Origin of the sequence: Salidesulfovibrio onnuriiensis, assembly GCF_008001235.1 — a bacterium.
Taxonomy (GTDB): Bacteria; Desulfobacterota; Desulfovibrionia; order Desulfovibrionales; family Desulfovibrionaceae; genus Pseudodesulfovibrio; species Pseudodesulfovibrio onnuriiensis.
Genome location: NZ_CP040751.1, coordinates 2,761,388 through 2,784,872, shown reverse-complemented (window position 1 = coordinate 2,784,872; position 23,485 = coordinate 2,761,388). Strand labels below are relative to the sequence as shown.

21 protein-coding genes are annotated in these 23,485 nt (G+C 59.2%); 17 read left to right on the top strand and 4 right to left on the bottom strand.

Going from position 1 to position 23,485, the window contains the following annotated elements; all coding sequences use genetic code 11:
* The first annotated feature begins 8 nt into the window (after window positions 1–8).
* The 8 genes from mfd to rpsT all read left to right on the top strand — a co-directional run bounded on the left by mfd (window position 9) and on the right by rpsT (window position 10,612).
* The gene (gene mfd / locus FGL65_RS12650; RefSeq protein WP_147821542.1) at window positions 9–3,482 is read left to right on the top strand and encodes a transcription-repair coupling factor; all 3,474 of its coding nucleotides are present in this window, start codon (window positions 9–11) and stop codon (window positions 3,480–3,482) included.
* A gap of 15 nt (window positions 3,483–3,497) precedes the next feature.
* Entirely contained in the window at window positions 3,498–4,454 is a 957-nt protein-coding gene (locus tag FGL65_RS12645) for a peptidylprolyl isomerase (RefSeq protein ID WP_147821541.1), read from the top strand.
* A 92-nt stretch (window positions 4,455–4,546) separates the two neighbouring features.
* Window positions 4,547–5,482: a SurA N-terminal domain-containing protein gene (locus FGL65_RS12640; protein ID WP_187170386.1), complete on the top strand. Its 936-nt coding sequence runs from the start codon at window positions 4,547–4,549 to the stop codon at window positions 5,480–5,482.
* 23 nt (window positions 5,483–5,505) lie between these two features.
* Window positions 5,506–6,429, top strand: coding sequence for a RodZ domain-containing protein (locus FGL65_RS12635; protein WP_147821539.1), 924 nt, complete (start codon window positions 5,506–5,508; stop codon window positions 6,427–6,429).
* Window positions 6,430–6,452: 23 nt separating this feature from the next.
* Complete coding sequence (recO, locus tag FGL65_RS12630) at window positions 6,453–7,211, top strand: DNA repair protein RecO (protein WP_147821538.1); 759 nt, start codon at window positions 6,453–6,455, stop codon at window positions 7,209–7,211.
* Window positions 7,212–7,226: 15 nt separating this feature from the next.
* Window positions 7,227–8,096, top strand: a complete 870-nt coding sequence (gene glyQ, locus FGL65_RS12625; protein WP_147821537.1) for a glycine--tRNA ligase subunit alpha — start codon at window positions 7,227–7,229, stop codon at window positions 8,094–8,096.
* A gap of 36 nt (window positions 8,097–8,132) precedes the next feature.
* A complete protein-coding gene (gene glyS / locus FGL65_RS12620) occupies window positions 8,133–10,241 on the top strand; it encodes a glycine--tRNA ligase subunit beta (RefSeq protein WP_147821536.1) in 2,109 nt (702 codons plus the stop codon).
* Window positions 10,242–10,345: 104 nt separating this feature from the next.
* Window positions 10,346–10,612, top strand: a complete 267-nt coding sequence (rpsT, locus tag FGL65_RS12615) for a 30S ribosomal protein S20 (protein WP_147821535.1) — start codon at window positions 10,346–10,348, stop codon at window positions 10,610–10,612.
* Window positions 10,613–10,718: 106 nt separating this feature from the next.
* Here rpsT and FGL65_RS12610 read toward each other — a convergent pair whose 3' ends face one another.
* Window positions 10,719–11,393: a Crp/Fnr family transcriptional regulator gene (locus FGL65_RS12610; RefSeq protein WP_147821534.1), complete on the bottom strand. Its 675-nt coding sequence runs from the start codon at window positions 11,391–11,393 to the stop codon at window positions 10,719–10,721.
* A gap of 99 nt (window positions 11,394–11,492) precedes the next feature.
* Between FGL65_RS12610 and FGL65_RS12605 the strand changes: the two genes are divergently transcribed.
* From FGL65_RS12605 to FGL65_RS12590, 4 genes are read left to right on the top strand one after another with little or no spacing between them, the layout of a single operon-like run.
* Window positions 11,493–12,809 carry a 4Fe-4S binding protein gene (locus FGL65_RS12605; RefSeq protein WP_147821533.1) on the top strand — a complete coding sequence of 439 codons (1,317 nt, stop codon included), beginning with the start codon at window positions 11,493–11,495 and terminating at the stop codon, window positions 12,807–12,809.
* 20 nt (window positions 12,810–12,829) lie between these two features.
* A complete protein-coding gene (locus FGL65_RS12600) occupies window positions 12,830–13,618 on the top strand; it encodes an ATP-binding protein (RefSeq protein WP_147821532.1) in 789 nt (262 codons plus the stop codon).
* Between the two features lie 15 nt (window positions 13,619–13,633).
* Window positions 13,634–13,957 (top strand): cupin domain-containing protein, encoded by a 324-nt coding sequence (locus FGL65_RS12595; RefSeq protein ID WP_147821531.1) that lies wholly within the window; start codon window positions 13,634–13,636, stop codon window positions 13,955–13,957.
* A gap of 9 nt (window positions 13,958–13,966) precedes the next feature.
* Complete coding sequence (locus FGL65_RS12590; RefSeq protein WP_250645481.1) at window positions 13,967–14,626, top strand: nitrite/sulfite reductase domain-containing protein; 660 nt, start codon at window positions 13,967–13,969, stop codon at window positions 14,624–14,626.
* A gap of 30 nt (window positions 14,627–14,656) precedes the next feature.
* Here the strand turns inward: FGL65_RS12590 and FGL65_RS12585 are convergent, their stop codons facing one another.
* The 3 genes from FGL65_RS12585 to FGL65_RS12575 all read right to left on the bottom strand — a co-directional run bounded on the left by FGL65_RS12585 (window position 14,657) and on the right by FGL65_RS12575 (window position 18,373).
* A complete protein-coding gene (locus FGL65_RS12585) occupies window positions 14,657–16,249 on the bottom strand; it encodes a methyl-accepting chemotaxis protein (protein ID WP_187170385.1) in 1,593 nt (530 codons plus the stop codon).
* A gap of 194 nt (window positions 16,250–16,443) precedes the next feature.
* Window positions 16,444–17,820, bottom strand: a complete 1,377-nt coding sequence (locus FGL65_RS12580; protein ID WP_147821529.1) for a multiheme c-type cytochrome — start codon at window positions 17,818–17,820, stop codon at window positions 16,444–16,446.
* 19 nt (window positions 17,821–17,839) lie between these two features.
* On the bottom strand, window positions 17,840–18,373 hold the full coding sequence (locus tag FGL65_RS12575) for a cytochrome c3 family protein (RefSeq protein ID WP_147821528.1): 534 nt from the start codon (window positions 18,371–18,373) through the stop codon (window positions 17,840–17,842).
* Between the two features lie 225 nt (window positions 18,374–18,598).
* Between FGL65_RS12575 and trkA the strand changes: the two genes are divergently transcribed.
* The 5 genes from trkA to FGL65_RS12550 all read left to right on the top strand — a co-directional run bounded on the left by trkA (window position 18,599) and on the right by FGL65_RS12550 (window position 23,445).
* Window positions 18,599–19,963 carry a Trk system potassium transporter TrkA gene (trkA, locus tag FGL65_RS12570; RefSeq protein ID WP_147821527.1) on the top strand — a complete coding sequence of 455 codons (1,365 nt, stop codon included), beginning with the start codon at window positions 18,599–18,601 and terminating at the stop codon, window positions 19,961–19,963.
* Window positions 19,964–21,421: a TrkH family potassium uptake protein gene (locus FGL65_RS12565; RefSeq protein ID WP_147821526.1), complete on the top strand. Its 1,458-nt coding sequence runs from the start codon at window positions 19,964–19,966 to the stop codon at window positions 21,419–21,421.
* A gap of 64 nt (window positions 21,422–21,485) precedes the next feature.
* Window positions 21,486–21,977 carry a MarR family winged helix-turn-helix transcriptional regulator gene (locus FGL65_RS12560; protein WP_147821525.1) on the top strand — a complete coding sequence of 164 codons (492 nt, stop codon included), beginning with the start codon at window positions 21,486–21,488 and terminating at the stop codon, window positions 21,975–21,977.
* A gap of 42 nt (window positions 21,978–22,019) precedes the next feature.
* Window positions 22,020–22,616 (top strand): flavodoxin domain-containing protein, encoded by a 597-nt coding sequence (locus tag FGL65_RS12555; RefSeq protein WP_147821524.1) that lies wholly within the window; start codon window positions 22,020–22,022, stop codon window positions 22,614–22,616.
* Window positions 22,600–23,445, top strand: coding sequence for an MBL fold metallo-hydrolase (locus tag FGL65_RS12550; RefSeq protein ID WP_187170384.1), 846 nt, complete (start codon window positions 22,600–22,602; stop codon window positions 23,443–23,445). Before FGL65_RS12555 ends, FGL65_RS12550 begins: the two co-directional genes overlap by 17 nt.
* Window positions 23,446–23,485 lie beyond the last annotated feature (40 nt).

Below are 23,485 nucleotides of genomic sequence, written 5' to 3'. Positions count from 1 at the left end.
TGTTTTCATTGGATTTTCCTTCCCAGTTATCGGCATTTTTCAACGGCGAAAGTAAAAGCCTGCGTGTCTTCAAGAGCGGCTGCGGCAGCCAGGCCTATGTCGGCCGCGCGCTTCTGGACCGCGGCGTTTCGCCTATTTTCATTGTCCCCGGAGCCCGCGAGTTCCGGGAGATAAGCGCCTTGTCGTCCCTTATGGCCGGTGGCGGGGATGACCAGTTTGTTCCGTTGTGGGAGCAGGAGTGGATCGCGTTTCCTCCCTATATTCCCAAGAATCCCGGTCCCGAGGATTGGGGCATGCGCTGGGCGTGCCTCTATGCGCTGGAATACGGACGGAAACCGGCGGGCATCATACTGACTGCGGACAACCTGTTGCCGTTCTGGCCGTCTCCGGAGACCTTGCGCAACAGCTGGCTGCCCCTGGCCCGTGGCGAGGAGATGTCTCCCGAGCTGGTCATGGAGCAGCTCGTTTCCTGGGGATACGCCCGGAAGAAGATGGTTTCCGCGTGCGGCGACATGTCCATGCGCGGCGATATTCTCGATATCTATGCGCCCGGCTACCAGTCTCCGCTCCGGTTGGAGTTTTTCGGCGATACCCTGGAGGAAATTCGGGTTTTCGATCCTTCGAGCCAGCGGTCCCGCGCGGATCTGCTGGAGGCGGTTCTGCTGCCCGTGTGTCCGGGAATCGCCGCCGCCGACCATGCGCAGCGGGCGCGGGAGCATTGGAAACGCCTGCGGACCACCGGCGAGATGGCCAGCGCCGAGGAGCATCTCCTCAACGAGCGTCTGGATCAGTCGGACGGTTATGTCTGGCCGGGGCTGTATTATGACGACGCCTGCGGACTCGAACGTTATTTCCCCGGTTCGGCCAAGGTCATTCTCTCCGCCGGCGGCGAATTGCGGGGTCGGCTGGAAGACCAGGAACAGGCCTGGGTCGATTTCCTGGCCCTTCAGGCCCGCGAACAGGGCACGAAGTGGCCGTCCCGGTTCGTTTTCCGCAATGAGGAGACAGCCAGGACCATCTGGCAGGACCGTGAGCAGCTTGTTTTCGAGGAGCTGACCCTGGGGCGCGAAAAGGACGGCATCGACCTGCCCGAACAGCCCGTGGGCCGCTTCAGCGACGTCTTCTGGCAGCCGGAGCATCAGCGCAGGCCCTGGGCCGCGCTCATGGCTGCGCTCAAGGAATGGAGCGGCAGCGCCCGGCAGACCATTCTCGGTTTTTCCTCGGAGCGGTCCCGAAAGAAGTTTCTTACCCTGGCCGAGCAGGAAAACATCGAATTCCTGACCCGTTATGATCAATCCAGGCGGGGCGTGTTTGCCCTGGTGGGGCCGTACAAGAAGGGCATGGAGCTTTCCTGGCGCCAGGTGCGCATCCTGGGTGAGGATGTGCTGCAGCCCGAGCCGCCCAAGGCGCATGTGGGAGCGGACAAGGCCTTCAAGGGGCTCGACCAGTACGAAGACCTGGTGGAAGACGATCTGTTGGTGCACCGGGATTACGGGCTTTCCCGTTTCGGCGGTCTGCATCATCTCAAGATAGGCGATGCGGCCAACGACTACCTGCTGCTGCTTTTCGACGGCGATGATCGCCTGTATCTGCCCGTGGACCGGCTCAAGCTGATCCAGCGCTACAAGGGGCCCGAGGGCGCGATGCCGTCCCTGGACAAGTTGGGCGGCTCCCGCTGGGCCAAGGCCACGGCCCGGGTGCGAAAGGCCATCGAGAAGATCGCGCACGAGCTTGTGGAAATGTATGCGCTGCGCAAGGTCAGCAAGGGTTTTTCCTACGGTCCGCTGGACGAGCTGTACTGGGATTTCGAGACCACTTTCGGGTTCGAGGAAACGCCTGACCAGGACAAGGCCATCAAGGCCGTCTTCGAGGATATGGAAAAGCCCGAGCCCATGGACAGGCTCGTGTGCGGGGACGTGGGATTCGGAAAGACCGAGGTTGCCCTGCGCGCCGCGTTTCGCGCTGCTCTGGAAGGGCGACAGACAGCCTTGCTTTGTCCCACCACGGTCCTGGCCGAGCAGCATTACCAGACCTTCATCAAGCGTATGGAGGGATTCCCCGTGCGCGTGGGCATGCTCAGCCGTTTCGTTTCCCGCAAGCACCAGAAGACCACCCTCGATGCCGCGGCGCGGGGCGAGGTGGATATTCTCATCGGGACGCATCGGCTGCTTTCCAAGGATGTGGAATTGCCCAACCTCGGGTTGCTCATCCTGGACGAGGAACAGCGTTTCGGGGTCAAGCACAAGGAGCGCTTGAAACAGTTCCGGAAGAATATCGATGTGTTGACCTTGACGGCGACACCGATTCCGCGCACCTTGCAGCTCTCGCTTTCCGGCATTCGTGGTCTTTCCGTCATTGAGACGCCTCCGCAGGACCGCAAGCCCGTGGACACCGCGATCATGGAGCGGGACAAGGGCGAGCTGGCCGGGGTTCTCAAGCGGGAGCTGGACCGGGGCGGCCAGATTTTCTGGGTCTACAACCGGGTCAACGGGCTTGAGCGCGTTGCCGAATTCGTGCGGGAGCTGGCTCCGGAGGCGCGGGTGGGCATGGCGCATGGGCAGATGACCGAGAAGGCCCTTGAGGACACCATGCACAAGTACTGGCACGGCGAGCTGGATGTGCTGGTGTGTACCGCCATCGTCGAGTCCGGGCTGGACTTTCCCAATGCCAACACCCTGATAGTGGATCAAGCCCAGATGTTCGGACTCGGGCAGCTGTATCAGCTGCGGGGCCGCGTGGGCAGGAGCGAGCGGCAGGCCTATGCCTATTTCGTGGTGCCGTCCTTGGACAAGCTGCAGGAAACGGTGCGCAAGCGTCTTCGCATCATTCTCGACCTTGATTATCTGGGAGCCGGATTCAAGGTGGCCATGGAGGATTTGCGCTTGCGCGGTGCCGGGAACATATTGGGAGAAGCGCAATCCGGCCAAATAGCTAAAGTAGGACTTGAACTTTTTCTGGAGATGCTTGAAGAGGAGGTTCGGCGGATTCGGGGCGAGGCCGGAACCCGGGCATCCGAGCCGGAACTGAATTTTGTTTTCGAGGCGCATATTCCCGGGGACTACCTGCCCGATTCCCGTGAGCGGCTTCGGTATTACAAGGCGCTGTCCACGGCCACCGGCGAAAGGGAGCTTCGGGAGCTGGAGGCGGAACTTCGGGATCGCTTCGGTCCTTTGCCCGAGCAGTTGCTTTGCTTCCTGGGGGTTCTGGAGTTGAAACTGGTGCTTTCCAGGCTACAGGTGGAGCGGGCCGAATTGTACCCCGGCCGGGCCGTACTTTCCTGGGGAACGGACGTCCAGGTGCTGACTCCTGAAGATTTGATCCGGTGGGTTGCCGATCGACAGGAGACAGCCCGTATGTTACCGCCATCGAAACTTGAAGTGCGTTATGTGGAAAATTTTCAGGGCAGGGCGGCCTTGCAGGCCCTGGCGCTGGAGTTGGAGAGCCTGCCGCAAGGCGGCCGCAAGGAAAACGACGCAAAGTAGCAAAGTGGAAATCTCATGTTCAAGAATATCGTACTGATCGGTTTGCTTCTGATATCTGTGGGCTGCACCAGTGAGCCCGAGGAAATGGGCGTTGTGGCCCGTGTCAATGGCCGGCCCATTCTGCTGAGCCAGCTGGAATTCCAGCACGACCTCATGCAGGGCGACGGCGGCAGTCCCATTGTTCCCAGTGTGGAGAAGCTGCGTAGTGAATACGGGCAGATATTGGGGGACCTGATCGTCCAGGAGCTTATTGTTCAGGAGCTGGAGAAGTTGGGACTCGAGGTTTCCAACGAAGAGTTCGAAAAAGCCGAAAACCAGGTGCGCAGCGATTACCCCGAAGGGGCGTTCGAGCAGGTTTTGATCGAGGAATACATCGATCTGAAGGCTTGGCGTCAGCAGCTCAAGTATCATCTTGCCGTCAACAAGTTCTACTCCCAGGTGCTGCGGCCCCAGGTGAAGATCGATTACAAGGAAGCGGAGCGCTATTACAAGAAGCACATATCCGACTTCTATCTGCCCGCCAGCCTGAAGTTGCTGGTGCTTCGCGGCCCCAACAGGCAGCTTGTGGAAAGGGGCGTTGAGCATTACAAGGCCAACAAGGATGTCAGTGCGTTGACCACTGCCTTGGGCGAAGTCTCCGCACGTGAGCTGATTGTGCGGGAGGAACGCCTGCCTGTCTCGTGGGTCAACGCGCTCAAGGGGATCGAGGCGGGGGGCTCCACGCCCATTATTTCTGAAAAATTCGGATTTGAATCGATTATTCTGCTTGAGAAGAGTCCTGCAAAGGTATTGAGTCCGACTCAGGCCTATCCGCTTGTGGAGGAGGTGCTGCTCGAGCAGAAGCTGCGTAGGGTTTATTCCCGGTGGCTGGAGGAAAAGCTCGACTCGGCGCAGATCGAGATCAGTGAGCATTTGGTGCCCAAGGAAGACGATCACGAGGCCGTCGAGGACTCCGGAAACGCCACCTCGTAATCCTTCTTTTTAAAGGCTTTCGGAACGTTGCATAGTTGCACCAAAGTGACTAGTGTACGGTGCTATCATTTTTTGTTTGTAGGAGTTGCGTTGTGCGTCAAGCTATTACCCTTGTCATTCTTGCATTTTTGATCTGCTGTTTGTCCGTGTCCGCCTGGGGCTCGGAATATATGAACCGGATATTGGTCAAGGTGAATGACAGTATTATCACAGAGTTCGACTTGAACGAGAAGGTCGATGTTGTCGTCAAAAGGTTCAAGAGCCAGGGCAAAAGTGTCAGCTCTGCCGAACTGAAGGAGATCAAGAAGAAGCTGCTGGATAACATGGTTGAGGACCAGTTGATGCAGCAGGAGCTTGATCGTTTCGGGGTTTCGGCCAGTGAGGAGGACATCCAGGCCGAAATCGAGAGGATGCAGGCAGAGTACAAGCTTGACTCCGAGGCGTTCATCGCTCAGATCGAGAAAGAGGGCATGAGCTATGATGAGTTCAAGGCCCGTCTGAAGTCGAGCCTGGAAAGGCAGCGGCTTATGGGCGCCATGGTTCACAGTAAGGTGCTGGTCACGGATACCGAGGTCAAGGAAGCCTATGAGGACCGCAAGGAGGAGTTTTCCTTGGGCGGCGGGCTGCATCTGGCCGTGATCATGCTTCCCTCCGACGTCTCGCCCCAGGAGATCGGCAAGAAGCTGGACGACGGCGAACTGACCTTTGAGCAGGCAGCACAGGAGTATTCCATTGGCCCGGGCACTGATGCGGGCGGGGATATCGGTGAATTTTCCTGGAAGGATCTGGACGAAGAGTGGCGCACGCCTCTCAAGGACATGAAGCCTGGTGAAGTGAAGGGACCGGTTATCATTCAGGGTACCAATACTTTCATCAAGCTTATTGATAAGAATGAGGGAAATTACATTCCGTTTGAAGAAGTCAAGGATCAGATATATACCGAATTGCTTCAGAGCAAACGGGAAAAGACTTTCAACGATTATTTTGAGGCTCTTCGAGAAAAAGCTGTAATTCGTTATATGAACTAACTCAGCGTAGTGCTGGAGAAATCATGAAATTTGAGGAAATAGGTACCATATTCAAGGAAGAGCGGGAAAAAAGGGGACTGAGCATCAAGGAAGTGATGGAGGTCACCAAGATAAGCCGCCGGAATATTATCGCCCTTGAAGAGGGCAACAAGGATGATTTGCCGCATCCCGTCTATGCCAAGGGATTTGTGCGAAGTTACGCCAGGTTTCTGGGTTTGGACGGCGATGAGCTTGCACGGGTTTTCGATTCCGACCTGGAAAAGGAAAGCGAAGAGCTGGACGCCACCCAGTATGATGTCACCCCTGGTACGGATCTGGCCTTTCAGGAAGGCGAATCCGGAATGGGGACAAAGAAGAGCCGAGTGCCCGCTGTCCTGCTGATAGTGGTGTTGCTGGGCATTCTTGGCGGTCTGGTCTATTACTTCGGTTTTCATTCTCCCGCCCCGACAACGGTGGAAGCGCCTGCCGTGGAGTCGGGAAGTCAGGAAGCCATTCAATCGTCGGAAGCCCCTCAGGGGGCTCCCGGTGCCGTGGAGGCCGCCCCCGTGGAGCAGCCGGATGCCGTTGAACAGGCCGGATCTGATGCGGGGGCTGCCGCGCAGGACAGGGAGGAGGCTGTCAGCCTCGCTCCCGCCAAGGAGGCAGTGCCCGCCGAGCAGTCCGTTGCCGAGAAGGATTCGGAGGAAGGGGATGCCTACAGGCATACCTTGGTTATCCGCGCCGTTTCGGACGAAGGATGTTGGATCGGCGTATGGAAGGAAGAGGGCCAGGACATGGCCCGCGATTTTTTTCTGCGCAAGGGTGAGCCTCTGCGTCTCATGTTCAACAGCTACCGCCGCATCCGCATCGGCAACGTCCCGGGCGTGACCATCCAGTATAACGGCAATCCCTATCCCATGGAAGAGGCGAAGGGGAAGACCCAGGACCTGCGTTTCGGGAAACAATAGGGCGGTGTAAGGGGTAATTTTTCGTGGAAGCGACCGAAAAGGCCCTGGTGCTCAAGGTCGGGCGTTTTCGGGAGGCTGACGCCTGGGTGCGGTTACTGACCGCTTCTCGAGGGGTGTTTACTGCATTTGCGTTCGGCGGCTTTCGGAGCCGCCGTCGGTTTTTGGGCTGCCTGGATCCTCTCAATCTCGTTCTTTTCACAATAGGCACGGACCGCAAGGGGGCCTATCAGCAACTGGCCGAGGGATCGCTTTTGAACGGGTTCAAGGAGCTCAAGGCGGACAGCGCCCTGCTGGGACAGGCCGCCAACTGCATCAAGTTCGTCGAAGCCATCGAGCCCGGTCAGGAAGACGGCAGGGCCGTTTTCGATCTGCTGCTGGAGACCCTGGAAACCCTGGAGCGGAAAAGGCCTGCGGGGGATCTATTCCCCATTCTGTTCCGGGCCAAGGCCGCCTTCGAACTCGGCTTCACGCCGGATCTTTCCCGTTGCACCGGATGCGGCACATCTCTGGATGAAACCATCAGGGTCACTTTTTCGGTTGAAAATGGGCAGATTGCATGCGGCGCTTGTAAATCGCCGGAGAAACCGGTAGATGGTCTTGCTCGGCAGGTTTCTGTCGGCACCCTGCGAACCCTTGACTGGATCATGCGCAGCGGTCCCTCCGACTGGGTGGGCCTGGGCATGGCCGGTGAAGTGCGTCGTCAGGTTTTCGAGCTTGTGGAGCTCTTTATCGCTTACCACCTCGGCCTCCAATGGGAGGGCGGGAACTATAAAAAAGTCTGATATTTGGAGTTTTTCATGAATTTTCAGGACGTCATCTTGAAGCTGCAGGACTTTTGGGCCAAGCAGGGGTGCGTCATTGTCCAGCCGTTTGATATTGAAGTCGGGGCCGGGACATTCAACCCCTCCACCTTTTTCCGGGTTATCGGTCCGGAGCCGTGGAAGGTCGCCTATGTCGAACCTTCCCGGCGGCCCACGGACGGCCGTTACGGCGAGAACCCCAACCGTCTGCAGCATTACTACCAGTTCCAGGCCATCCTGAAGCCCTCGCCGGACAACATCCAGGACCTGTACCTGGAAAGCCTGGCCACCATCGGCATCGACGCCCGCGAACATGACATCCGTTTTGTCGAGGACGACTGGGAATCCCCGACCCTGGGCGCCTGGGGCCTTGGCTGGGAAGTGTGGCTCAACGGCATGGAAGTGACCCAGTTCACCTATTTCCAGCAGGTGGGCGGCATCGACCTCAAGCCCGTGAGCGTTGAGGTGACCTACGGCCTGGAGCGCCTGTGCATGTATCTCCAGGAAAAGGAATCCGTCTACGATCTGAAGTGGAACGACAACGTCACCTACGGCGATGTCTACCACCGGAACGAAGTGGAGATGTCCAAATACAATTTTGAGCTTTCCGATTCCGCCATGTTGCTGGATCTGTTCAATAAGTTCGAGGCGGAGTGCCTGAGGCTCTGCGACGAGGGACTTCCCTGGCCCGCCTACGACTACTGCCTGAAGTGTTCGCATTCCTTCAATATGCTCGATGCCCGCGGCGCCATCTCCATCACCGAGCGCGCCGCCTATATCGGGAAGGTGCGCAACCTTGCGTCCCGGATCGCCCGTCTTTACGCGGACCAGCGTGAGGAAATGGGCTACCCCATGCTCAAGAAATAACGGCCCGGAAGCGAACCGGAGAGAAAGAGTAGAAAAATGGCTGAATTCATTCTGGAAATCGGAATAGAGGAAATGCCCGCCCGCTTCGTTCCCAAGCTGGCCAGGGAGCTTGCCGCTTCCTTTGAGAGCCTGCTGGCCGAAGCCATGGTGGATTATGACGGCATCGAGACCTATGCGACCCCGCGCCGTCTCACCGCATACGTGAAGGGCATCAGCGATGTGCAGCGCAAGCAGGAGGAGACCGTTTCCGGTCCTCCGGTGCGCATCGCCTACGACGGCGAGGGCAACCTGACCAAGGCCGGCCTGGGGTTCATCAAGACCCAGGGCGTGTCCGAGAACGACATTTTCAAGCTGGAGACCGACAAGGGCGAGTACCTGGCCGCCAACAAGGTGGTCGGCGGCGGCAAGACCGTGGATATTCTGCCCGGGGTCTGCATCAAGTCCGTGGAGGCCATGACCTTCCCGAAGAAGATGCGCTGGGGCGGGTATGATTTCGCCTTCGGCCGTCCGGTGCGTTGGCTCCTGGCCCTGCTGGATGACGCCGTGGTCGAGTTCTCCGTGGAGAACCTGACCTCCGGCCGCATCTCCCATGGCCACCGTGTCATGGGCCCCGGTCCGTGGACCATTGACAAGGTCTCCGACTACTTCCCCGTTATGGAGGAAAAGGCCAAGGTCATCCTGGACCCGGAAAAGCGCAAGGAAATCGTGGTTGCCGAGGGCAATCGGCTGGCCAAGGAAGCCGGTGGCGAGATCGTCTGGAAGGAAAGCCTTCTGGAAGAGGTCGCCAACCTGGTGGAATGGCCGGTTCCCATCCTGGGCGAATTCGACAAGATGTACCTGGAAGTGCCGCGCGAAGTGCTGCTGACCAGCATGCAGAGCCATCAGAAGAGCTTTGGCGTGCAAAAGGCCGACGGCTCCCTGCTGCCGCATTTCCTGACCACGCTGAATATCGAACCCGTGGATCTGGCTTTGGTCAAGAAGGGCTGGGAGCGTGTGCTCAAGGCCCGCCTGGAGGACGCCCGTTTCTTCTGGGAGGCCGACTGCAAGGTCGATTCCCAGGTCTGGCTGGACAAGCTGGAGAACGTTGTCTTCTTCGGCCCGCTGGGCAGCATGGGCGACAAGACCCGCCGCCTGGAAAAGCTTTGCGCCAAGCTCGCGGAAACCGTGGGCGAAGCCAAGGGCATCGTCCCCGGCGAATACGAGCAGTACGGCAAGGCAGGACGCCTTTCCAAGGCCGACCTCGTGTCCGACATGGTTATCGAGTTCGACTCGCTGCAGGGTATCATGGGCGGCATTTATGCCGACAGGGCCAACAAGGGCGAGATCGTCTCCAAGGCCCTGTACGAACAGTATCTGCCCGCAGGCCCCGAAACCCCGGTTCCGGCCAGCCTCGGCGGCGCGTTGCTGTCCATGTCCGACAAGGTGGATACCCTGGTGGGGTGCTTCGGTCTGGGCAAGGTTCCCACCGGAGCCAACGACCCGTTCGCCCTGCGCCGCTGCGCATTGGGCATCTGCCGCATCATCATGGAGCACGGCCTGGATCTGGACCTGACGGAGTTCCTGTCCTGGGCCCAGGGCGCCTACGTCGGCGTGAAGTGGAAGCTGGACGCCGACGAATCCATGGAAAAGCTGCAGGACTTCTTTGCCAACAGGCTGCGCGCCTTGTTTACGGGCAAGGGTTTTGATACCAAGGTGGTGGACGCCGCGCTCGGCGCCGGTTTCAATGATGTCCGCACCCTGGAAAAGCGCATCGAGGCCCTGGCGGAATTCAGCCGCGAAAACGACTTCGAGCAGGCTGTGCTGACCTTCAAGCGTGCGGCCAACATCATTCGCAAGCAGGGTGACGAGGCCGGACAGGATCTGACCGGCAGCTACGAGGACGACTTGTTCGAGGACGCCGAGGAAAAGGCGCTGGCCGCCAAGCTGGACGAGACCGCGCCCATGTTCGAGGAGCTGTGGGAGAATGATGATTTCGCCGGTCTTTTCGGGCTGTTGCGTGAGCTGCGTCCCGGCGTGGACGGGTTCTTCGACAATGTTATGGTCATGTGCGACGATCAGGCCGTGCGCCTGAACCGTCTGAACCTGCTCAAGTCCCTGGTGGATCGTCTGAGCCGCCTGGCCGACTTCAATGCGTTGCAGGTTTAAAAATATCTTGACAAAGAAGGGGCAGGGCATATACACATCCCTGTCTTTGGAAGCGAATAAATCGTTCGACACGAATTTAAATAAAAGATTTTAGGAGAATTGTTTTGGCTAACCACAAGTCTGCACTGAAAAGGCACCGTCAGAGCTTGAAGCGCAACCTGCGTAACCGCATTGCGAAGACCCGCATCAAGAACACCGTCAAGGCTGTTCGCCAGGCCATCGAAGCCGGTGACACCGCACAGGCTCAGGAAGCTTTGAAGACCGCCTCCTCCATGCTGGACAAGGCCGGTCGCAAGAACATTGTTCACTCCCGCAACGCTGCTCGCCGCATCGCCCGCCTGCAGGTTGCCGTGAACAAGATGAGCGCCTAGCTTTATCCTGCCACAACGGCATTTTCTAGCCCGCTGCACGTTTGTGCGGCGGGCTATTCCAGTTTGAGGGTCGACCTGGGGAGCCTTCGGATGAAGATTTCGGAGGCTACCGCCCCTCGTCGGCGATCTCCTGCAGGGCGTTCTTGTCCACAAGGGTGATCTCCTTGCCCTGCATCTCAATGATTCCGTCTTCCACAAACCGCTTGAGGATCCGCGACAGCGTTTCCTGTATTGTGCCGAGATAAAAGGCGATCTGTCCCTTGGGCAGATCGAGCCTGATGGTGTCTTTTTCCTGGCTGGCAGCCAGCAGCAGGAGGTAGGACGCCACCCTGGACGGGGCCTCCTTGAGGCTGAGTTCCTCGATCTTGTTTACCAGGATGCGCAGCCGGGACGAGAGCTGGGCCATCATTTCCATGGCCAGGTCCGGGTCCTGGGAGATCATGCGCGCAAATTCCTGGCGCGGCACGAAAAGCAGTTCGCCTTTTTCCAGGGTCTGGGCGTGGACCGGGAAGGTGGTGCCCTCGAACACCGGGACCTCGGCGAACGACTCGCCCGCACCGAAGATATGCAGGATCTGCTCTTTGCCGGAAGGGGAGGTGCGGAAGATCTTCACCCGGCCTGAAAGCACGGCGTAAAAGCCGTTGGCCGGGGTATCCGCTTCAAAGATCACGGTCCCTTTTTCATAGGTCTTGGTCACGGCGATATTGCCGAGCCTTTCCAGTTGTTCGTCGGCAAGCCCTTCGAAGAGGGAGATGGAGCGCACTGCTTCTGCGAGAGTCATTGGGATCTCCAAAAAAATTCATATAAATTGTGCTTCTTTGACTTAAATCATGTCAGCAGACTCGGTAATTGTCCACTGTGGAGCCATGGAGACGGAAGAATGAAGAACATGTTGCTTGCCATACCGGCCCTAGCGCTCCTCTTGCTGGCCGCCCACCACTTCCGGCAGGGGGACATGGGCATGGCCGCGGCGTACCTGCTCATGATGGGGCTGCTGCTGACCCGGCAGGGCTGGGTGCGCTTCGCACTTGTCGCTGTTCTGGGTTTTGGGGCCTACGAATGGGCCGGTGTCGCCGTGGACTTCATACGATTCCGTGAGGCGCTGGGTGCGCCCTGGACGCGGCTTGCAATGATCATGGGGTGCGTCTTTCTCTTCAATCTCGGGGCCATGGCCGTCATGCTCGGCAAGGTCGCGGGGGAGCGCTTCGAACGGAATGCAACGAATGCCCCCTGGCAGGCGACCGCCTTTTGCCTGTCCCTGTTCGGGCTGGGGACCATCCGCGAACTGGCTCCGGTTCCCATGCTGCTGGTTGATCGTTATTTGTCGGGGTGGGGGCCGCTGGAGATTCTGTGCCTTGCGGTTTACGCGGCCTGGCTGAGCGGAAAGATGGCCGTTCCCAGGCATGCCTTGCGTTTTCGGCCGCGCCTGTGGGCCCTGTTCTCCCTTGTCTTCTTTGCGCAGCTGTGCCTCGGGCTCCTGGGCATGGAGAAAATGCTCATGACCGGCGACCTGCATCTGCCCGTGCCCGCGCTCATTGTTGCCGGACCAGTGTTTCGGGGCGGCGGCTATTTCATGCTCATGCTGTTTCTGGCGACGATTCTGCTGGTCGGTCCGGCCTGGTGCAGCCACCTGTGCTACATCGGCGCATGGGATGATTTGCTGAGTCGCAGGGGGCCCCGGCCCGCTCCGAGCAAAACGCTTGGCCGCTGGTCTGTTTTGGGGCGCGTGATCACGCTGATCATGGTGCTGGCCGTTGCCGCGGGATTGCGCATGGCCGGGGCCGAAGCCTTGGTCGCAGTTATTTTGGCGGCGGTGTTTGGCTTGGCGGGAGTGGGTGTCATGGTCTTGTTCTCTCGTCGCGGCGGCATGATGGTTCATTGCAGCGCCTTTTGCCCCCTTGGCCTTGTGGGCAACGTGCTGGGAAGGCTTTCCCCGTGGCGGATGCGTGTTGGTGCGGAGTGTGACGTCTGTGGCGCATGCTTTGCCCGCTGCCGCTACAATGCGCTTTCCGAAACGACGATCAGCACCGGGCAGGCCGGGCTGTCCTGCACCCTGTGCGGCGACTGCGTTTCCGCCTGCACCAGGCAACAGATCGGCTACGGTTTTCCGGGGTTGGGTCCGGCCCGTTCGCGGGCATTGTTTTTGACTTTGGTTGCCAGTCTGCACGCCGTGTTTCTCGGTGTGGCCAGGATGTAGTTATTTCAAGGAGACATAGTATGAAGACAAAGCGAATGATGATTCACATAGACGAGGAAAAGTGTACGGGTTGCGGCCTGTGTGTCCCTGCCTGCGCGGAGGGTGCGCTGCAGATCGTGGGCGGCAAGGCCCGGCTGGTGAGCGAGGTCTACTGCGACGGTCTGGGGGCCTGCCTGGGAGAATGTCCCGAGGGCGCGCTTACCGTGGAGGAACGGATGGTGGAGGATTTCGATCCCGAGGCCGTCAAGGAACTCCTCGTCAGGCAGGGGAGGGATATACCGGACCATATGCCGGATCCGGAAAGCCTGCGCCTTGAAGACGCGAAACCTTCCGCTCCGCCCAGGGGCGGTTGCCCGGGTGCGGCCCTCAAGACCCTGAGCCCGTGCGAACAGGCCAACATCCCCCAGATGTCCTCCGCCCAGGGATCCAACCTGGGGCATTGGCCCGTGCAGCTTCGCCTGGTGCCGCCGAGCGCCCCGTTTTTCAAGGGAGCCGACATACTGCTTACCGCGGACTGCGTGCCTGTGGCCCTGCCCGGCTATCATGCGGATTACGTGGCGGGCAAGGTGGTGCTCATGGGTTGCCCCAAGTTCGACAATGCCATGGAATATGTGCGGAAGATTACGGAAATCATTCGCGAAAACAATATCAATTCCATCACCGTCATGGAGATGGAGGTGCCATGCTGCTCGTCCATGAGCGTCATTCTGAATCAGGCCATGCAGCAGGCCGGGCGGGAAGTGAAGACCGAGCGTATCACCATTTCGCTCAAGGGACAGGTGCTTTCCAGGGAACGGATTGCCGGTTGAATCAAGGAGATTGTTATGAAGAATATCAATATATTTGACTTGCATGACTTCAAGGGCCTGGTCTTTTCCAGCAAGCTGGTGCATGAGTCGCCGTACATGAAGGTCCTGAGTTTCAATTTCAAGGCGGGCCAGAGTCTGCCCCTGCATTCGCACGACCTGGAAGGCGAGCTGACCATTACCGTGCTGGAAGGCGAGGGCGAGTTTCTGGGCGCCGAAGGCGCAGTCATTCCGGCCAGGGCCGGGGATGTGCTGGTGACCGGGATTGCCGAGCCGCACGGCGTCAGGGCAGCGGAGGACAATGACCTTCGCGTGCTGGTGACCATTGCGCCGCCCATTTAGGAGACAGATGTGAAGGAATATCCATCCGGTTGCGTTGTGGAACGCGCTGACGGCAGTTACGAGATCAAGCCCCGCATGCCGCAGGGAAGGCTTGACGCCCAGACCCTGGACAAGGTGAACGACGTGGTGCGCCTGTACGGCCTGCCCGGTGTTCGCGCCACCGCCGCCCAGCGTCTTGTCCTCGAAGGCGTTCCCGCCGAGCATGTGGATGCCGTTGTCGGGCATGTGAACGGAGTCGGTGAGGAGTGTCCGTCCATGGTCACTCTGTGTCCGGGCGGGGGGAGCTGCAAGCGCGGCCTGCAATCCACCCGGGACATGGCCCGCAAGCTGGAGACTCTGCTGAATGCGTTGGGCCCCATGCCCGCCATGATCAAATGCGGCCTTTCCGGCTGTCCCCGCTGCTGCGGGGAGTCCTTTGTGCGGGATGTCGGCCTCATGGGCTCCGCAAGGGGATGGGCCGTGCTTTTCGGCGGCAACGCCGGGCGCAATGTGAGGGCGGGGGACGAGCTGATTGCCGATGCCCCGGAGGCGGAAGCCCTGGCCGTGATTCGGGCCGTCCTTGAATATTACGCCGCCAACGCCAAGGCGCGTGAGCGTACGGCCCGGTTTGTGGAACGGGTTGGTATTGATGCGGTCGGAGCCGTGATAGACACACTCCCTGCGAAATGAAGGAAGCCCCGCCAAAGCGGGGCTTCTTGGTTAATAGCGTTGAAATTCGGTGTGGTCCGGCTGTGCGGGAGGCAGAGAGCGGGGCTGGTGGCGTCCCGATCTTGCTTGGCGGTTCCGATGGGCGCTGTTCCCGTTGGTGGAGAAGTAGGACATGATTTCTATGAGCTGCTGCGCCTGTCCAGCCAGCTCCTCGCTTGTGGAGGCCAGTTCTTCGGAGGCGGATGCGTTCTGCTGGATCAGGGAGTCGAGCTGTTGCAGGGCGCTGTTGACCTGCTGCGCCCCCGCGTCCATTTCAGAATTTGCGGCGACGATTTCCTGCACCAGCTGGGAGGTATCCCGAATGGCGGGAACAATTTCCTCGATCATGGCTCCCGCCTGTTCCGCCACATGGACGCTGTGCGTGGAAAGTTCACTGATTTCGTTGGCGGCCGCACCGCTTCTTTCCGCGAGCTTGCGGACCTCCGCGGCCACAACGGCGAATCCCTTGCCGTGTTCGCCTGCGCGTGCAGCCTCGATTGCCGCGTTGAGCGCCAGCAGGTTGGTCTGCCGTGCGATCTCTTCGATGATGGAAATCTTCTCTGCGATTTCCTTCATGGCCGAGACGGTTTCATGCACTGCCTCTCCGCCCTGCCTTGCCTGGCTGGCGGCCTTGGTGGCAATGTCATAGGTCTTTCGCGCGTTGTCCGAGTTGGCCGATATGTTGGACGCCATTTCCTCCATGCTGGAGGAGACTTCTTCGACGCTGGCGGCCTGGTGCGAGGACGCCTGCGACAGGGCCTGGCTCGAGGAGGCGATTTCCTCACTGCCCGCAGAGACGTTTTCCGCCGCCGAGGTGACGTTTTGTATGACGTCGGTCAGCTGGCCGAGCATGTTCTTGGTGGAAAGGAAGATGCCGGACTCCGTCTTCCTGTCGCTTTTGAGATCGAAAGCCAGGTCTCCATGGGCTATCTTTTCGGTGTATTCGGCGATGTTGTTCGGTTCCCCGCCCAGCTGCACCAGGAGTTTGTTGATGATGTATGTGGCCAGCAGGAACGAGATGACCAGGGTCGCCAGAATGATGACGATGGATATCATCCTGCTGGTCCTGTACGCGCCTTCTTCCTTGCTGAACAGCTCCCTGGCCACCCTGAGCTGCAGGTTGACGAGGTTGCCGTATTCCTCGGTCAGCGGATCAATGGTCGGGTAGAGCTCGTCGATGGTCAGTTGCGTCAGCGCAGCCATGTCCTGGCGGGCCAGGATTTCTTCAAGCTTTTTCACCAGGTCGTCGGCCGGTTGGATGAGATGTTTGGTCTTGTCGATGATTTGCTGTTCTTCGGGGGTAAGCGTTGTGGAGAGATAGGCGTCGAGCCTGTCCCGGATAACTCCTTTGGCTTCACTGACCGCCTTTGCGCCATCGCTCCAGGTCAGGTTTCCGTTTCTGACCTTGTGGGAAATATCTACGATGTTGATGGCGTACATGTCGGAGATCGTCTTGAGTTGTTCGAGCGGAACAACCCGGTCCTTGTAAACGGTCTCCAATGCCCCCACGGCATGATTTGCATTGCTCAGGCCCAGATAGCTGACAAGAATCAGCGCCAGGACCAGAAACCCTGTCAACAGGTACAATCGAGTCCCTACTTTCATGGTTGCTCCCCTTTTGTTGGACACATTTATCTTCCCTTTACGAAAAAATGTAGTAAACATTATCATCATGCAATTATATAATTTTAATTTGATATAAAATTTAAATATTCAAGTGTGTTGTTTTGATATCACTTTGTTTCGCAAAACGGAAAGCCCCGCCGAAGCGGGGCTTTCCGTTGTTTATGTCTGTCCTACTACATGTCGGGAAGTTCCGGCGGGCGAGTGGTGTCCCCGCCGCTGCCCGGGAACGGGTCTGCCCGGTGCGCCTTCTGGCCGGTGGAAAGCAGCTTTTCCGCCTCTTCCATGAATCCGTTGTAACGGTGCTTGCATTCGTAGAAACCATGCCACCATGCATAGTCCGGGGCCATCATGGCCGTGCCCATGCGCGCCCGGCGTCCTTCGTGGTGCCACAATTCGTAGTATTCCACTTCGAGTCTTTCGTCGAAGAATCTGGTCTTATCCAGCAGGCCCTTGGCGTACAGTTCGTCGAGCATCTTCTTGGCAGGCTTGAAGTAGACTTCGTTGTAGTTTTCCACTGCGCCGTCCATTTTTGCGTAATGGCCGTCGGTCCAGGCCTTGCTGTGGCACTGCTTGCAGATTTCCTGCATCTTTTCGCGTTCCACCTTCCAGTCGGTTTTGGCGGGAAGCGCGGCAAAGTCCTGCGGCCGGACCGTGAGCGGCGCCTGGAGTTCCCAGGACAGGCGTTCCGTGACGTCGTGGGTGGTCATGACAGAGCCCGCGCCGGACATGTGGCAGCTTGCGCAGGTGGGGCCCCGGTAATCCACGCCCGGCGTCCAGGTGCCGGGGGCGGCGGTCCAGTTGTACTGGTCGCCGAAGGCGGTGTAGATGTCGCCGTGCTTGGATTCCATGTAGATCTCGATCTGCGGGTGGTCCGGGCCGAGATGGCACTGGCCGCAGGCCTCGGGCTTGCGGGCCTCCATGACCGAGAAGCGGTGGCGCGTGTGACAGCTGGTGCAGGAGCCGAGGCTGCCGTCCAGGTTGACGCGGCCGACCCCCACGTTGGGCCAGGTTGTCGGGTCCAGGTTGCCGTCGGCGTCCGCCTTGAGGATGGTGCCGTGGCAGGTGTAGCAGCCAGTGGCCCGTTCAATCTGGTTGTTCATGCCCAGCTTCATCCAGGGGTCGATCTTCCAGACGATGACGTTGGTGTTTGCGTGCTTGCTCACCGAGTACTGCTTGACCTCGTCGGGGTGGCAGCGCGAACAGTCCTTGGGCGTCACCACGGCGGCCACGGGCGTCTTGAATTCACCGACGCCCCATTGGGTGTCGGAGCGCTCGTACTGCTTGTAGTGGGCCTTGCTCACGTCTTTGTCGTGCTCTTCGGCCTGGTGACAGTCGATGCAGGTGATGTTTGCGGAGGCGTGGCGGCTGGCGGCCCAGTCCGAAAAAAGCCCCGGCGATTCGGTTTTGTGACATTCGATGCAGGCTCTGGCCTGCGGCGACATGCCCCGTTCAATGCGGAATTCCTTTGCCTTGGGCATGTTCTGCGCGAGTGCGGGAATCGCCAGCAGCAGGCTGCACAGTGCCGCCAGTAACAGTTTGGTTGTCTTCATTTCGGCATTCTCCCTTGGGTTACAGGCCTTGCGCCTTGTAGTTGTAGTAGGCCCTGTCTATGTGCACCAAGTCCTGGTGGCATTCGACACATCGTTTTTCATATCCGGGTCTGGGGTAGAGCACCTGCTTGTGGGCAAGCATGGCCCCGCGCTTGTAGGGCATATGCTCTATGTTGCGGTGGCATTTCAGGCACTGGTCGTTCTTGATGCTCAGCCTGGCCTTGCCCGCCTGTTCCTCGCGGACGTAGGGCCTCCCCGCAAAGTGGGCGACGACGTCTTTGATCCCGTGCATGGTCTTGGCGTAGAAAAAGTCGTAGGTGTCATGGGGGGCGGGGAGATGGCAGTCCATGCAGTCGGCCACGAACCCCTGCGGATTGTTGACGTGGGTCGAGGTCTTCCAGCCGTCGTAGGCTGCCTGGATCTCATGGCACGAGGCGCAGAATTGCGGCGTGGATGTTCGCACCATGGTGTAATAGGTCATGCTGAAGACCGGGAATCCCAGGACAATCCCGACCACGATCCATAACAGGACGGGTTTGATTCCTTTCCTCATAGGCGCTCCGGGCGGCAAAAGGTTGATGCCAGGAAAAAACAATTCCTACCCATATGCCTGTTTGAAACATTTTCGGATATTATTATCGGATCGTGCGTTGTCGCCGGGAAACTTCGAGAGAAACGGGGCGCTGGCCACGGTGGACTGGAAAGTTGCACTGATGATAAAACATGCGTAAATAGCGTTGGTTGACGCATTGACTTCAAAAGCCAGAGAGGTGGCAGTTTGCGCATTATCATTGTGGGGGCCGGCGAGGTCGGGTTCCATATTTCCCGTCGGCTGGCGGTGGAAAACAAGGACGTGGTGGTCATCGACCGCTCGGCGGATGCCCTCAAGCGTGTCGTGGATGCAACCGACGTCCAGATTCTCGAAGGTTCCGGGTGCAGCCCGGAAGTGCTGCTGGATGCGGGCATCGAGGGAGCGGACATTCTTCTCGCGGTCACGGACAGCGACGAGGTCAACCTCCTGTCCTGCTTCTTTGCCGAGAAGCTTTCGCCGCAGACCACCAAGCTGGCCCGCATCCGCAACGCGGACTACACCAACTACAGCGACATGCTGCGGGGCGAAGGACTGAACATCGCCAAGATCATCAACCCGGACCAGGAGGTGGTGGACTCCATCCTGCGCCTCATGAGCGTCACGGGGGCCGTGGAAATCAACGACTTCGCCCAGGGCAACATCCGGCTCATCGGCATCAACCTGCCGCCGGAAAGCCCCATCATCGGCACCAAGCTGCTCAACCTGCGCGAGTGCATCGGGGACGTTCCCCTGGTCATCGCCGCACTGGTGCGCGACGACAGCCTGATCATTCCCAGCGGCGTGGACGATATCCGGCCCGGGGATGTGGTCTATTTCGCCTGCGACATCAAGGACCAGGAAGAAATCCTGAGCAAGCTGGGCGTCGTTCAGGAGCCCGTGCGCAAGGTGCTGATCGTCGGCGGCGGCAATATCGGCTACAAGCTTGCCAAGGCTCTGGATAGCAAACAGTATCACACCCGGATCATGGACCAGGACGAGAACCGCTGCCGCCAGCTTTCCGAAAAGCTGGACCGGCCCATCGTTCTGGTGGGCAACGGCACGGACCAGGAAATCCTGCGCCAGGAAAACGTGGGAGATCTCGACCTGGTCATATCGGTCACGGGCGACGAGGAAACCAATATCCTTTCCTGCCTGCTGGCCAAGAGCCTCGGGGCCAAGAGCACCATCACCCGGATCAATAATTTCGCGTACATGCCGCTCATCGAGCCCATCGGCATCGACCACCTTGTCTGTCCGCGCATGTCGGCCATCAACTCGCTGCTGCATTTCATCCGTCGCGGCAAGGTCATTTCCACGGCCAGCATCAAGGGGGAAGAGGCCGAGGTGCTGGAGGCCATTGCCCAGGAACATTCCGAAATCGTGGGCAAGCCCATCATGGATCTCGGATTCCCACGCGGCTGCCTGGTGCTCTGCTTCCAGCGCGGCGACGAAGTCATCATCCCCAGGGGCGATACGGTTATCGAGCCCCAGGACAGGTTGATCATCCTGTCCACGCGCCATAACATCCCCAAGGTGGAAAAGGCCCTGGACGTCAAGGTGGAGTTCTTCTAGATGCGCTGGCAATTCGTGCTGCATATCATCGGCGCTCTGGTCGGCTGTATCGGGCTGACCATGATCTGGCCGCTGGCCTGGGGCGTCTATTACGGCGACGCCGGGACCCTGCCCATGCTCTGGGCCACCCTGGTGACGGTGGGAACGGGGGGAGGAATGTTCTTCGGTTTCCGCCGCGCCGACAGCAAGAAGGCGGTCATCAGCCACCGCGAGGGCATGGCCATCGTGGCCTTGGGCTGGTTCGTCGCCGGCCTGTTCGGCGGGCTCCCGTTCCTGTTCAACGGCACCTTCCCCGGGGTGGTGGACTGCGTGTTCGAGTCCCTTTCCGGTTTTTCCACCACCGGGGCCTCCGTGCTTTCGGATATCGAATCCGTTCCCCGCAGCATTCTGTTCTGGCGCAGTCTGACCCACTGGCTGGGTGGCATGGGGATCATCGTGCTTTCCCTGGCCATCCTGCCGTTTCTGGGCGTCGGGGGCATGCAGCTCTACAAGGCCGAGGTGCCGGGCCCGGTGCCGGACAAGCTCAAGCCGCGCATCAAGGATACGGCGATGGTGCTCTGGAAGGTCTATCTGCTGTTTTCCGTCATCGAGACAGTGCTGCTCATGTTCGGGGGCATGGATCTTTTCGATTCCCTGTGCCACACCTTCGGCACCATGGCCACGGGCGGTTTTTCCACCAAGAACACCTCGGTGGCCCATTTCGACAGCGCCTACATCGACTATGTCATCACCATTTTCATGCTCATCGCGGGCGTGAACTTTTCCCTGCACTATCTGTTCATCAAGGGGAAACCCAAGGTCATGCTCAAGGACCCGGAGTTTCGGGTCTTTGCGGCCCTGTTCGTGGTGTTCGTCATTGTCCTGACCGTGTATGTGCTGCTCAACGGCAACTACGACAATGTTTCGGACGCGGTGCGTTACACCTCGTTTCAGGTGGCGTCCATTCTGACGACCACGGGATACGCCACGGCCGACTACGAGCTGTGGCCCGGAATTTGCCAGGGCATGCTGCTGTTCTGCATGTTCGTGGGCGGTTGCGCGGGGTCAACGGGCGGGGGCATGAAGGTCATGCGTATCGTGCTGATCATGAAGCAGTCCTACCAGGAGCTTTTCCGGCTCATTCATCCCCGGTCCGTTTCGCGGGTCAAGCTGGGCAGGCAGCCGGTGCCCGAGGACGTCATCAGCGGGGTGTGGGGCTTTTTCGTGCTCTGGCTGGCCCTGTTCGTGCTTTGCGCCTTTGTGGTGGCGGGCACCGGGGCGGACGTTGTTTCGTCCTTTGCTGCGGCCTTGGCCTGCATCGGTAATATCGGCCCGGGCATCGGCACCGTGGGGCCCACCGAGAACTACGCGCACTTCAGCGACCTGGCCAAGTGGGCCTTGACCTTCTGTATGGTGCTGGGACGCCTGGAAATCTATACGGTCGTCATTCTGTTCGTTCCCGAATTCTGGCGCAAGTAGGCGCTTTATCTCATGCCCGTTTCCAGGGCTTGACATCTTGAGTTAGGCGGCCTAACTTAAGGGCATGGACGAGCAGGAAAGAAAATTCAACGAGATGTCTGACTGGATCGTCAGGATCGTGGACATGTTCAACGCCAGCCATGAGCAGGGCGTGGATTTCGGCACGGGCGATCTGCTGTTTCCCGCCGAGATCCATACCATTGAAGCCGTGGAAGAGGGCAGGGGAACGACCGTGACCGCCTTGGCCGAACATTTCGATGTGTCCAAGCCGACCATTTCCGAACGGATCAAGAAGCTGGAAAAGCGAGGCCTGCTCAGCAAGACCAAGGTTGCCGGGACCAGGGATCAGGTCATAACCCTTACCCCGAAGGGGCGGATGGCCTTTGAGGGACACCGGACGCACCATGCCTCCATGTTCAAGGCATTTGCCGCGCAATTTGGACCCGATTTCAACGCCGCCATGGAGGAAATGATCAGGGTTTTCAAGCAGTATTACAAGGCTTCCCGGGCTGTTTGTCGCAATGCGGAACGCGAAGCGCAGCATGGTCCTAAATAATTTATATTAAAGTTAGGCTACCTAACTAAAAGGAGGGATCAGATGAAGATTTTAAACCTGTATCATTCAACCACAGGCAATACGGACAAGGTCGCGGAACGGATCGGCATGGCGGTCAGGGATTGCGGGTTCGAGGTGGAAACGGCCTGCGCGGGCAAGGATGATCCTGCCCACGGAATAGCGGATTATGATTTGGTCTTTGTCGGTTCCGGTGTTTACGGCTGGCTGCCGGGCAAGAAGCTCATCGATACGCTGGGATCCCTGGCAAAGGGGTGCATGAGCGAATTCGGCGGCCAAAGCGAGATCGTTCCCGGAGCGCCCAGGCGTCCGGGCCGTCACGCCGTGGTCTATTGCACGTTCGGTGGTAGCCATACCGGCGTGAACGAGGCTGTTCCGGCCGTGAAGTACATGGGCCAGCTTTTCGATCATCTGGGATACGAGGTCGCGGCGGAATGGTATGTGGTGGGCGCGTATCGGACGGAAAAGCTGCAGCACCACAATACGCAGGGGCGTCTGGGAGATATTCGGGACCGTCCCAACGAGGCGGATCTGCAGGATGTCTACCAGAAGGCGTGCGCCATAATCCGCAGTTTTCTGCGTATCGTTCATGAGGAAGTGGCCGATGCGAACCAGGAATAGTGGTGTCGGCCTTGTTTCCTGCTCCGGCGGGATGCGGTGGGCGCTGATTGCGGACGGAGAGTATGCATATGAGCATCCCTACGCCTTGCTGTGTCCCGACCTGGGGGCGGAGGACGCGGCAACCTGGTTTGCCGGGCATGACTGCGGCAAACTGACCGCTTCGTGCTGGGTCAGTCATTATTCCTGCCTGCTGGTGCAAAGCGCTGGAAAAACCGTTTTGGTGGATACCGGCGGCGGTGGGATAGCGCCGACGACCGGTTGGCTGATGGAGTCCCTCGCGCCCCTCGATGTTGATCCGGCCCGGGTGGATTGCGTGGTGCTCACGCACGGGCATCCGGACCATGTGTGCGGCTGTTTGGATGGAAAAGGGCGGCCCGCCTTCCCTTATGCCCGCCATGTTCTTGCCGCGCGGGAGTGGGAATACTGGAGTGGCGAGCCCGATCTGGCATGTGTTCCCGCTTCCGAGCATGTCCGTGAATTCATGCGTCGCATGTTTCGTGAAAATGTCCCGCCCTTGGGAGATGCTCTGGAACTGGTGCGGGGACGGGTGGAGGTTGCGCCTGGCGTGGAAGTTTTTCCGGCACCGGGGCACACGCCCGGGCACATGGCCGTGGCTTTGCGCAGGGATGACGGGGTGTTCGTTTACGCCGGGGATGCCTTTCTGACACCGGCCCATGAGCGCCGTCCGCAGTGTCGTACTGGAATCGACTATGATCATGCGAGTGCGACCCGATCCCGGGAAGCCATTCTTCGGGAAGTGAAGGGGCGATTCGAAAGGATACTCGGTTTTCATTATCCGCGACCGCTTCTGGCGCGGAGGATGGCGTAAAAAAAGGCCCGCAGAGAACTGCGGGCCTTTTACGTGTGAC